Annotated in this window: 11 protein-coding genes; 3 read left to right on the top strand and 8 right to left on the bottom strand. The window is 38.7% G+C overall.

What is annotated here, in order from left to right; genetic code table 11:
- Nucleotides 1-9: 9 nt before the first annotated feature.
- From OD757_RS15280 to OD757_RS15270, 3 genes are all read right to left on the bottom strand, one after another.
- Nucleotides 10-453, bottom strand: coding sequence for a VOC family protein (locus tag OD757_RS15280; RefSeq protein WP_009389331.1), 444 nt, complete (start codon nt 451-453; stop codon nt 10-12).
- Between the two features lie 130 nt (nt 454-583).
- Complete coding sequence (locus tag OD757_RS15275; protein WP_005036248.1) at nt 584-1,759, bottom strand: thiolase family protein; 1,176 nt, start codon at nt 1,757-1,759, stop codon at nt 584-586.
- Nucleotides 1,760-1,867: 108 nt separating this feature from the next.
- Nucleotides 1,868-2,383, bottom strand: coding sequence for a GspH/FimT family pseudopilin (locus OD757_RS15270; RefSeq protein WP_263032389.1), 516 nt, complete (start codon nt 2,381-2,383; stop codon nt 1,868-1,870).
- A 379-nt stretch (nt 2,384-2,762) separates the two neighbouring features.
- On the opposite strand from OD757_RS15270, the gene omp38 reads away from it, so the two are divergent.
- Complete coding sequence (gene omp38 / locus OD757_RS15265) at nt 2,763-3,821, top strand: outer membrane protein Omp38 (RefSeq protein WP_049838091.1); 1,059 nt, start codon at nt 2,763-2,765, stop codon at nt 3,819-3,821.
- 124 nt (nt 3,822-3,945) lie between these two features.
- Here omp38 and OD757_RS15260 read toward each other — a convergent pair whose 3' ends face one another.
- The 5 genes from OD757_RS15260 to OD757_RS15240 all read right to left on the bottom strand — a co-directional run bounded on the left by OD757_RS15260 (nt 3,946) and on the right by OD757_RS15240 (nt 9,496).
- The gene (locus OD757_RS15260) at nt 3,946-4,104 is read right to left on the bottom strand and encodes a hypothetical protein (protein WP_263032388.1); all 159 of its coding nucleotides are present in this window, start codon (nt 4,102-4,104) and stop codon (nt 3,946-3,948) included.
- A gap of 3 nt (nt 4,105-4,107) precedes the next feature.
- Nucleotides 4,108-5,313, bottom strand: coding sequence for an RtcB family protein (locus tag OD757_RS15255; protein ID WP_263032387.1), 1,206 nt, complete (start codon nt 5,311-5,313; stop codon nt 4,108-4,110).
- Nucleotides 5,314-5,578: 265 nt separating this feature from the next.
- Nucleotides 5,579-7,039: an amino acid permease gene (locus OD757_RS15250; RefSeq protein ID WP_263032386.1), complete on the bottom strand. Its 1,461-nt coding sequence runs from the start codon at nt 7,037-7,039 to the stop codon at nt 5,579-5,581.
- 21 nt (nt 7,040-7,060) lie between these two features.
- Nucleotides 7,061-8,074: a methyltransferase gene (locus tag OD757_RS15245; RefSeq protein WP_263032385.1), complete on the bottom strand. Its 1,014-nt coding sequence runs from the start codon at nt 8,072-8,074 to the stop codon at nt 7,061-7,063.
- A 63-nt stretch (nt 8,075-8,137) separates the two neighbouring features.
- Nucleotides 8,138-9,496, bottom strand: a complete 1,359-nt coding sequence (locus OD757_RS15240) for a uracil-xanthine permease family protein (protein ID WP_009389690.1) — start codon at nt 9,494-9,496, stop codon at nt 8,138-8,140.
- Nucleotides 9,497-9,674: 178 nt separating this feature from the next.
- On the opposite strand from OD757_RS15240, the gene typA reads away from it, so the two are divergent.
- Nucleotides 9,675-11,510, top strand: coding sequence for a translational GTPase TypA (typA, locus tag OD757_RS15235; RefSeq protein WP_009389420.1), 1,836 nt, complete (start codon nt 9,675-9,677; stop codon nt 11,508-11,510).
- A gap of 254 nt (nt 11,511-11,764) precedes the next feature.
- The gene (gene mscL, locus OD757_RS15230; RefSeq protein WP_032055316.1) at nt 11,765-12,196 is read left to right on the top strand and encodes a large conductance mechanosensitive channel protein MscL; all 432 of its coding nucleotides are present in this window, start codon (nt 11,765-11,767) and stop codon (nt 12,194-12,196) included.
- Nucleotides 12,197-12,270: the final 74 nt, after the last annotated feature.

Raw genomic sequence — 12,270 nt, 5'->3', positions numbered from 1 at the left:
TATTGAAAATTATGTATCAAGTTGACAGTTGACCATCCACTTTATACCAAATTGATCGGTAAACGCTCCGTATAATGCTCCCCAGAATGTTTTTTCTAGAGGCATTTCAATTTGACCATTTACAGATAGAGCATCAAACAGCTGTTTAGCTTTTTCTTGCTCGTCCTTTTCAAGATTAATTGCGATGTAGTGATTATTGCCTTGGGTAAAAACACTGTTAGGTGCACAGAACTGATCATTTGTATCTGATGCCATAAGTACAGTGTATTCATTAATGGGTAGAGAAACATGAAGAACCAGATTTTTGTTCGCTTCGGATAATGTCACACCTTCTGACGGTGGCATATCACCATAGCGACTCAACATGGCGAACTCGCCACCAAAAACTGATTTATAAAAATTAAAGGCTTGCTCTGCCTGACCTTGGAAATTGAGGTAGTGATTGAGTTGCATTGTTATTGTCCATTGTTGTTTTCGTTTAAGAGAATAAGTTAAAACTTAAAAGTGATTTTGTGGGTCATTTTTTGTAGCTTTTTCATAAAAAAATCCCACTGAAGTGGGATTTTTAAATACTTAATTTTAATTAAATGAGTTCAATTGCAACAGCTGTTGCTTCACCACCGCCAATACAAAGTGCTGCAATACCTTTTTTACCGCCAGTACGTTTCAATGCATGAATAAGCGTAAGAATAATACGAGAACCCGTAGACCCTACTGGATGACCTAGCGCACAAGCACCGCCATTGATATTCACTTTCTCAGCATCAAGCTTGAAATCATCAATTGGGCACATGGTAACCATGGCAAAAGCTTCGTTAATCTCCCAGAGGTCAACATCTTGAGCATTCCAACCCGCTTTTTTAAGTACTTTTTCAATAGCACCAACTGGAGCGATCGTAAATTCTGAAGGATGTTGAGAGTTTGAAGCTGTTGCAATAATTTTTGCAAGTGGCTGTAAACCACGTTGAGCAGCAACTTCACTTGATGTCAGCACTAATGCAGATGCACCATCCGAAATAGAACTTGCGTTTGCTGCGGTTATCGTTCCGTCTTTTGCAAAAGCTGGTTTAAGTGAAGGAATTTTATCGATCTTTGCATTTAGAGGTTGTTCATCTTGATCAACAACAACATCACCTTTGCGACTAGGTACGGTAACCGAGACAATTTCATCTTTGAAATAACCTTCTGTAATTGCCGTTTGAGCACGTTTCAAAGAACGAATTGCAAAGTCATCCATTTGCTCACGTGTATAGCCACGTGTATTTGCCATATCTTGAGCAAAAGAACCCATTAAGCGACCAGTTTCAGCATCTTCAAGTCCATCAAGAAACATATGATCCTTAATTTCACCATGGCCCATACGATAGCCAGCGCGGGCTTTGGGTAAAACATAAGGCGCATTTGTCATGGATTCCATACCGCCAGCAACAACAATTTCTGCACTGCCTGCTTTAATCATGTCGGTTGCTTGCATCACGGCTTTCATGCCAGAGCCACAAAGCTTATTAATCGTCACAGCACCTGTAGAGTCAGGTAAGCCAGCTTTGCGCATTGCTTGACGAGCAGGGCCTTGTTTTAAACCAGCAGGAAGAACACAACCCATAATGACTTCTTCGACATCAGTAGGCTGCAAACCTGCTCTTGCGATTGCTTCTTTAATCGTTACAGCACCTAATTCAGGTGCTGTAAGTCCTGATAATGATCCTTGAAAACCACCCATAGCAGTACGAGCACCATTAACAATTACGATGTCAGTCATTGTTCTAATCTCCGGTTATTCTTAATCTCAAAATAAGAAATGTTTAAAACCTAGGCAGTATATTGCAAAAATCAAAGAGAGATATCTTCTGCATTAGACTGTAGAGTTCTAACAATTTTTAAGGTCTTCTAAACGAATATGTCCCATTTTGCTCAGGACTAATTTAAAGTTTTTAAGCTGATCATAAGAACAATAAGTAAAACTGCCATTAGACTCGCGTGGTAGTCCAGAGTCTCCCTGAAATACAATACTATTTAGTTTTTTCCCGAATTTTTGAAATTTTAAAGAACCATAACGGTGATTAAGATCGATAGTAGTCAATATCTCTTCATCACTTTCTCTTTGTAGATTATGATTTGTGTCTACAAAGCTTATAAGGCTTGTATTCCAATTACTATTACACAGCATGAAGTCAACACTTGGGCAAAGTACGACATTCTTATGTCGTAGAATTGCGTCGTATTTGGCTTTTTGTATATGAATTGTGAGTAGTCGAGGCGTGTTTTTTAATTCTACCGAAGCCATAAATTGGTGGTATAAAGGAACAGCTATAGCGAACATAATCATAAGAATTGCGAGCGTTATAGTGAGTTCCACTAGTGTGAAACCGGGAGATTTAAACATTAAAATTCCTTAATATATAAAGAAATATTTTGATTTTATGCGTTCTATCAATGATTTATATAGCTTTTTATAATGAGGAAACACAAAATTAAATAAAGGTTATCAGGACGCTAGAATACTGGTAAAATCACCCTAAGCGAAACAAAGAAGTTGTTCATATTTGCTAGTTGAGTAAAAAATTACCGAATTACAACGGAAATTGTAAGTAATTTTGTCAATAATTTACTTGATTAAAATTATCAAGCACTTGGAAAGTCTATCAAGTGTTTGTATGATTCAAATGTGAATAGCTTAAAAATAATACTGGGGTAAAAATATCTCAGGGGCCAATAAATTTAGGCTGAGCTTGAACAACAATTGTTATCTCTGGAGGATATCCATGAAATTGAGTCGTATTGCACTTGCTATGCTTGTTGCTGCTCCATTAGCTGCTGCTAATGCTGGCGTAACTGTTACACCATTATTGCTTGGTTACACTTTCCAAGACAGCCAACACAACAATGGCGGCGACAAAGGTGAGTTAACTAATGGACCTGAACTACAAGACGATTTATTCGTTGGTGCAGCTCTTGGTATTGAGTTAACACCATGGTTAGGTTTCGAAGCTGAATATAACCAAGTTAAAGGTGATGTAGACGGTCTTGCTGCTGGCGCTGAATACAAACAAAAACAAATCAACGGTAACTTCTATGTTACTTCTGATTTAATCACTAAAAACTACGACAGCAAAATTAAGCCATACGTATTGTTAGGTGCTGGTCACTACAAATACGAAATTCCTGATCTTTCTTATCACAACGATGAAGAAGGTACTTTAGGTAATGCTGGTTTTGGTGCTTTCTGGCGCTTAAACGATGCTTTATCTCTTCGTACAGAAGCTCGTGGTACTTATAACTTTGACGAAAAATTCTGGAACTATACAGCTCTTGCTGGTTTAAACGTAGTTCTTGGTGGTCACTTGAAGCCTGCTGCTCCTGTAGTAGAAGTTGCTCCAGTTGAACCAACTCCAGTTGCTCCACAACCACAAGAGTTAACTGAAGACCTTAACATGGAACTTCGTGTGTTCTTTGATACTAACAAATCAAACATCAAAGACCAATACAAGCCAGAAATCGCTAAAGTTGCTGAGAAGTTAACTGAATACCCTAACGCTACTGCACGTATCGAAGGTCACACAGATAACACTGGTCCACGTAAGTTAAACGAACGTTTATCTTTAGCTCGTGCTAACTCTGTTAAATCAGCTCTTGTAAACGAATACAACGTTGATGCATCTCGTTTGTCTACTCAAGGTTTCGCTTGGGATCAACCGATTGCTGACAACAAAACTAAAGAAGGTCGTGCTATGAACCGTCGTGTATTCGCGACAATCACTGGTAGCCGTACTGTAGTTGTTCAACCTGGTCAAGAAGCAGCAGCTCCTGCAGCAGCTCAATAATTTGAGTTCTTGAACAGTAAAAAAGCGACTCGTTAGAGTCGCTTTTTTTATTGCGATTTTTAAAATATTTAGTCATTTCTATCTCTCCTTAATAATAATTACTCTCGATCTTGGTCTAAATTATTTACCAATCACCTTTTCTCAATTGCTGTTTAGTATCTTGTCTATCTCTACGATGTTGAGCACGAGGTTTCTCCGTTTCATGCATTCCACCTTTGTGAAGTAAAGGGGAAAGAGCTAATTGATTACGGACTTTGATTTTTGGCATTTCTTTAATTTTCATGTTTTAACCTTTAATACATAAAACTTGTTTAAGTGTGTGAACAACTTCAATAAGGTCAGCCTGATTTGCCATGACTTCATCAATATCTTTATAAGCACTTGGGATTTCATCAACAACACCACTGTCTTTACGGCATTCAATACCTTGGGTTTGTTCAATAAGATCTTGCTGGTTAAAAAGAGTTTTTGCCTTGCTTCGACTCATCTTGCGACCTGCTCCATGAGAACAAGAACAAAATGACGCAGGGTTTGCCTTACCTCTGACGATATAAGAGCGTGCTCCCATTGAACCTGGAATAATGCCTAATTCATCTAAGCCTGCTCGAATAGCACCTTTTCGGGTAATCAATAAACTTTCACCGAAATGTGTTTCACGGCTTACATAATTATGATGACAATTAATAGCCTCTTTGGTCATTTGAAAAGAGGGTAGAAGTGGACGAATAGCTTCTAAAATTAAACGCATCATTTCTTTGCGATTTTCAAAAGCATATTCTTGGGCCCACTCTACAGCTTCTACATAATCATCAAAGCTGTTTGAGCCTTCAGCAAAATAACTTAAATCTTTATCAGGCACATGACCAAAGCGATGTTGAGCTTCTTTCTTGGCTAACTCAATAAAATAAGTCCCAATGACGTTACCCAGACCTCTGCTACCTGAATGTAGCATTACCCATACGTCTTGATTTTCATCAATACATAATTCTATAAAGTGATTACCACCACCTAAAGTACCAAGTTGTTTTTGCCATGTTGCATCAAATTGTCGAAGCATTCGAACAAGTCCAGGATGCTTTTTGATAATAGGCTCTAAGCGTTTTTCAAGCGGAATAATGTTAGATGCCTTTGCCTTAACCTGTTTATGTAAAGCAAAGCCAACAGGGACTTTACGTTCAATTGCATCGCGTAAACGACTTAAGTTATCCGGTAATTGTGAGGCCTTTAGGCTTAAGCGAATTGCATTCATTCCACAGCCAATATCTACACCTACAGCAGCAGGAATAATGGCATGTTTAGTTGGAATAACACTGCCTACAGTCGCGCCTTTTCCTACGTGAACATCTGGCATCACAGCAATATGTGAATAGATAAATTGCAGTTGAGCCATTTTCTTGAGTTGTTCGATACTTTCACTATCTATATCTTGAGTGAAAATTTTAACGGGAACACCGTAAAGCGCTTCCTCATTTAATATTTTTTGTATGCCCATAATTTTTCTCTTATTTTTGTCCGTGCAGGCATAAAAAAACCTAGCGAATGCTAGGTCTTAAATTTGAGCATTCGGACAAGTGAAGTGAATTTGTACACTTGTCCGTGAGCTGACATCGTGCCAAATTATTTAATCTGTTTTACCTTGTAGTGTTGGCATGATGTCCTCCTTATTAAAAAGCGCCGTTGAAAATCTGAACGGCATTTTACGCTTTTTAAATCAAAGATCAAGCTTTTGACCTTTGATTTAATTTTAATTACCGATTTTAGTCTTGCTCTGGCTTTACATTCATTTGGTCGTAAGCGATCAGTTTGGTTTTATTTTTCCACTTATAGCCTAACCAAATAATTAAGAACAATGGCAAACTAATATAGGTTGAAAGTAGTCCTAACCAGTCAATTTTCCCACCTAAAATAGCTTGATAATTTTGTCCCAAAATAATGATTGAGCAGAGGATAAATGCAAACCAAGGTGCAAATGGGAAAAATTTGGCACGGTATGCTAAATCTTCTAATTTATACCCTTGAGCAATATAACCTTTGCGGAAACGATAGTGTGAAATCGCAATGCCCAACCAGACAATGAAACCACACATCCCTGACATATTAAGTAGCCAGTTAAAGACTTGTTTTTCACCAATAAATGTTGTCAAGAAACAAAATGCAGCGATAAATGTTGTGGCGTATAGTGCATTCATCGGAACGCCACGACCATCAAGTTTTGCAAACCACTTTGGTGCACGGCCTTCTTGAGCCATTTTAAATAACATACGAGTTGATGAATACATGCCTGAATTACCTGCTGACAAAATCGCAGTAAGAATGACAGCATTCATTAAACTAGCTGCAAAAGCAAAGCCAACTCTCTCATAGAGCAATGTAAACGGAGAAAGTGCAATATTTTCAGTGGTGGCAGCTTGTAGTAAGTTTGGGTCATCATAGGCAATTAGCGTGCCGATAATGAAGATACATAAGATATAAAATAATAAGATTCGCCAGAAAATCTGTTTGATTGCAAGTGGAATCGTTTTCTTTGGATCTTTAGATTCACCAGCAGCAACTCCTACCATTTCAGTCCCTTGGAAAGAGAATCCAGCAATCATTGCTACACCGATCATCGCCTGTAAACCACCTACAAAAGGTGCATCTTTATAGGTCCAGTTCCCAAAAGCTGCGACGCCTGGGGTTAGCATAATCTTGATGATCATGGCTAAACCAATGATAATAAAGGCAACAATGGCGATCACTTTTACCATTGAGAACCAGAATTCGCTTTCGCCGAATCCTTTTACGGTCATGGCATTGATTGCAAAAATTACGATGAGGAATAGGGCACTCCAATAGAAACCTGGAATATCAGGAAACCAGAACTTCATAATAAATTGAACTGCAACAAGTTCGAATGCAACCGTAATTGCCCAGTTATACCAGTAGTTCCAGCCTAGAGCGAAACCAAAGCCCTCTTCGACATAACGACTGCCGTATGTAAAAAAAGCACCAGAAGTTGGAGTGTGGGTTGCAAGCTCACCTAAGCTGGTCATTAAGAAATAAATCATAATACCAATGAGAGAGTAGGCGAGCAGCGCTCCACCTGGGCCAGCATTTGCAATGGTTGATCCAGAAGCAAGGAAGAGGCCTGTACCAATGGAACCACCAATGGCGATCATATTCAGATGACGAGCCCCAAGCTTACGCTGGAGTTTTTCAGGAGCATGTGTTTCGCTCATGGAGATTCCTTACATAGATTGTTATGCACAGGCATATAACACCTTAAAGCCTTGAAGATCAGTTTTAATCTGGCACTGACCAAAGTGCTTCTCAATTAAGATCGAATAGTTTAAAAAACGGTTTGCTACAATCCATAGCTCACCTGATGCCTTTAAATGTTTTTTAGCGTTCTGGCAGAGTCCTTCACTTGCATCATAGTTGGTATGAATACCTTGATGGAAAGGGGGATTACTGACAATGGCATCGAGTTCTGTTGGAGCGTCTGCAATACCTATGACAGGCTGCAATCTCAACTGGTCTGAACCTATTCCATTTCGACTAAAAGTCATTTCCGTTGACCGTAAAGCGAAAGCATCAATATCTAGGGCATGAATAATATTACTTGAATTTATTTTTGCCAAATAGCAACTAATAATTCCAGCACCACACCCGAAGTCGGCAATTCTACCTGATTTCACCTGATTAAGATAAGGGAGTAAAACAGCAGTTCCGACATCTAGATGATTTTGGCTAAAAACACCGGGTAGGGCACAAATCGTAAGCTCTTGTTCATTCACCTGAACAGTGTAAGTTTTAAGCCAACTTTCCAGAGGTTTAATTTTTTCGGTCTTTTCTATCTTTAAGTGCCACAATTGACAGTGGCGGGCACTATCAAGTTTTAGTATTTTGCCGAAGCTTTGTAATTGTTTGGCAGCTCTTTCTACGCCACCCTTTTTTTCACCCACTAAAAAAACAGATTGACTGGTTTTAAGATGACTCATTACTACATGCAAAATGTAATTTAAGAGCTCTTTAGATTTTGGAACAAAAATGATTGCTTGATCGAATTCTTGTGAGGGAAACTCAACTGAGAAGTGTGCTTTTGTTCCACTATTTATAAAGCCTTGATAGTCGGCATGGTTCCATGTCCAGACTGATGCATCAGTCCCAGCGGGTAATTGACTGACTAAGGCATCATTGGGCGCATTAATTAACAAGATTCTACCTTTTAAATAGTCTTGCTGTCTTAATACCACTTCACTTCTAGGATCCATGTACATCTCTCATGAAGAAGAATGCCCAGTGGGAACTGGGCAGTAATCAAAATTAAAAATTAGTTATTTATGAGTTTCAGGAAGTACAACATTTAGAATTAATGCTGCTATACCACCTGTCGCCACGCCAGAGCTAAAAATATTTTTAAATAATTCTGGCAAGTGCTCTAAAATTTGAGGAACTTGAGCAACACCTAAACCTAATGCAAGTGAGATGGCAATAATTAATAATGCTCGGCGATCAAGATGAATAGATGCAAGAATATTAATGCCTGATGCAGCTACTGCACCGAACATGACCATAACAGCGCCACCTAATACCGCTTGAGGAACTGCTTGTATAACGCCAGCTACTGCAGGGAATAAACCTAATAAAATGAGTAAAGCAGCAATCCAGATACCTACATAGCGGCTAGCTACCCCAGTGAGTTGAATTACACCATTATTTTGAGCGAAAACAGAACTCGGAAAAGTATTAAATAAGCCAGCTAGTAAAGAGTTTGCACCATTCACTAATACACCACCTTTAATGCGTTCCATCCATACTGGACCATTAACAGGCTGGTTTGAGAGTTTACTGGTTGCTGTCACATCACCAATGGCTTCTAAAGAGGTCACCAAATAAATGAATGCCATTGGGATGAATAATCCCCACGAGAAGCTCAAACCAAAGTGCATTGGTGTAGGAATTTGTACAAGTGGTGCATCTTTAATACTCGAGAAGTCTAGATGTCCCATAAATCCAGCAAGAATGTAGCCAATGACTAAGGCGATTAAAATAGCTGAGCTTTTAATCCAAACTACTCGAATACGATTTAGCACAATAATAATAGCAAGTACGCTACATGACATAATAAGGTTGTCTGCACTTGCAAAAGTATGATCTTGCATGGCTTGATAGCCACCACCCATACTAATCAAGCCTTCTTTAATAAGCGTTAAGCCAATTAATAAAACAACAATACCAGTCACCAAAGGCGTAATGAGTCTTTTTACCCATGGAAGAATTTGTGAAACACCCATTTCAATAAAGGAACCGGCAATGACTACACCAAATATTGCAGCCATAACTTGGTTTACAGGTGTTCCTGCGGCAACCATTGCACTACCAATACCAATAATAGGGCCAATAAAGTTAAAACTTGTGCCTTGAACAATAAGAAGACCTGCACCAAACGGACCAACTTTTTTACACTGTAGAAATGTAGCAATGCCCGAAATAACCAAAGACATCGATAAAATCATGTTAGTTTCGGTGCGTGAAACGCCTAAAGCTAAGCAAATTAAAAGGCCAGGTGTAACAATTGGTACAATAATCGCAAGTAAATGCTGGAAAGCTGCTAAAAAAGCGATCAAAGGTTTTGGTCGATCATTTAAACCATAAACAAGGTCTAAATGGTCTTGAGAGTGTTGATTGGACATGGGTGTAGGTCCGCCGCAATTTTGCAAATTGGCGCTATTCTAATCGAGATAACTATCTTTACAAAACGAAATACAGGCTATTAGAAAATTTTTTTGTCAATGTCAATAAACTGTCACTACTCAAGAGTAGTGTTTTTCTGTATAATTTGCCCTCAAATTTCAGGCGTTTCGAATTTTCATGTCAGATATCAAAAATCTCCGTAATATCGCAATTATTGCGCACGTCGACCACGGGAAAACCACACTTGTCGATAAACTACTTCAGCAATCAGGTGCTCTCGGTGACCGAGCAGGCGAGATTGAGCGTGTCATGGACTCGAACGCGCTTGAAAGTGAACGTGGTATTACTATTCTTGCAAAAAACACTTCTATTACTTGGTTGGATAAACGTACTGATACAACTTACCGTATCAACATCGTTGACACCCCGGGACACGCCGACTTCGGTGGTGAAGTAGAACGTGTTATGTCGATGGTTGACTGCGTATTGCTTTTAGTTGACTCTCAAGAAGGTCCAATGCCACAAACTCGTTTTGTGACACAAAAAGCGTTTGCTCGTGGTTTAAAGCCAATCGTTATTATCAACAAAGTTGACAAGCCAAGCGCACGTCCAGACTGGGTTATCGATCAAGTATTTGATTTATTTGATAACCTTGGTGCAACTGATGAACAGTTGGACTTCCCAGTCGTTTATGCATCAGGTTTACGCGGTGTAGCTGGTCCTTCTCCAGAAGAACTTGCAGAAGATATGACTCCGTTGTTTGAAACGATTGTAGACATCGTTGAACCGCCAGCAGTTGATGCTGAAGGTCCATTCCAAATGCAGATTTCATCACTTGACTATAACAGCTTCGTAGGCGTTATCGGTGTTGGTCGTATTCAACGTGGTTCAGTAAAATTAAATACTCCTGTTACTGTAATTGACAAAGAAGGCAATACACGTAACGGTCGTATCTTAAAAATCATGGGTTACCATGGTTTAGAGCGTATTGATGTTGATTCAGCATCTGCTGGTGATATCGTATGTATTACTGGTATTGATGCGCTTAACATTTCTGACACGATTTGTGATCCGAAAAATGTTGAAGCATTACCAGCTTTATCTGTAGATGAACCTACAGTATCTATGACATTCCAAGTAAACAACTCTCCGTTTGCTGGTAAAGAAGGTAAGTTCGTAACTTCACGTAATATCCGTGAACGTTTAGATCGCGAATTAATTCATAACGTAGCTTTACGTGTTGAAGATACTGACAGTCCAGACCGTTTCAAAGTATCTGGCCGTGGTGAACTTCACCTTTCAGTTTTAATTGAAAATATGCGTCGTGAAGGTTTCGAAATGGGCGTGTCACGTCCACAAGTAATCATGAAAGAAATCGACGGTCAAAAACAAGAGCCTTACGAAAACGTAACTTTTGACGTTGAAGAACAGCATCAAGGTGCTGTTATGGAACAAATGGGCTTCCGTAAAGGTGAAATGACAAATATGGAAGTTGACGGTAAAGGCCGTATCCGTATTGAAGCAACTGTACCTTCACGTGGTTTGATCGGTTTCCGTTCTGAATTCTTGACCATGACTTCTGGTACAGGGATCATGACATCAAGCTTCTCGCATTATGGTCCAGCTAAACAAGGTACTGTTGCGAAACGTCAAAATGGTGTGTTGATTTCAATGGTTCAAGGTACTTGCTTGGGCTATGCATTATTTACACTTCAAGACCGTGGTCGTTTATTTGCTAAGCCACAGTTAGAAGTATATGAAGGCATGATCATCGGTATTAACTCTCGTTCAGATGATATGGTTGTTAACCCAACTAAAGCGAAACAGTTAACTAACGTTCGTGCATCTGGTACTGATGAAGCATTAACTTTAACACCTGCAATGGAATACACGCTTGAACAAGCGCTTGAATTCATTGAAGATGATGAGTTAGTAGAAGTGACTCCAAAGTCAATTCGTATCCGTAAGCGTTACTTAACTGAAAACGAACGTAAACGTAACCGTGATAAATAATTTTTCTTAAATGAAAAAGAAAAAACCGCTAAATTAATTTAGCGGTTTTTTATTAGTTATTATTTAAATTAAAGTAAGCTTAAAAACATATTTTTCTTATCGGAGAATATGTTGTTAAAGTGTGAAATAACTTTCTTTTTTTGATAAAAATATTAAATTATCAATATCATGGCGAGTACTATCTAAATGGATAAGATGCCAATGAAAAAGAAAAATATGACGTGTTTCGACCCCCGACATCTGGAGATGTTTAGATGAGTATTATTCAAGAATTTAAAGAATTTGCCATTAAAGGCAATATGATGGATTTAGCCATTGGTGTGATTATTGGTGGTGCTTTTGGCAAAATCGTGGACTCTTTAGTTAAAGATATCATCATGCCGCTTATCACTGTAATTACTGGTGGTGGTGTTGATTTCTCTCAAAAGTTTATTGTGTTAGGTGCAAACCCTAATAACTTACAATCTTTAGATGCTTTGCAAAAAGCAGGTATTAATGTTTTAACTTATGGTAACTTTCTCACCATTTTAATTAACTTCCTGATTTTAGCTTGGGTTGTATTCTTAATGGTGAAATTATTAAATAGACTTCGCCGTGATAAGAATGAGCCAGAAGCTCCGGCTGCAACTCCTGAAGATGTTCAATTATTGCGTGAAATTCGTGATGAGTTGAAAAAACAAGCCTAATAAAGTTTGAAATAAAAAACGGTACCGAGAGTGCCGTTTTTTATTACTTAACATTTTATGCGGGTCTAAAGATA

The sequence above is a fragment of the Acinetobacter sp. AYS6 genome, assembly GCF_025630795.1.
Classification (GTDB): Bacteria; Pseudomonadota; Gammaproteobacteria; order Pseudomonadales; family Moraxellaceae; genus Acinetobacter.
Note: the sequence above shows the minus strand (reverse complement) of the source record. Positions and strands in the feature narration are given on the sequence as shown.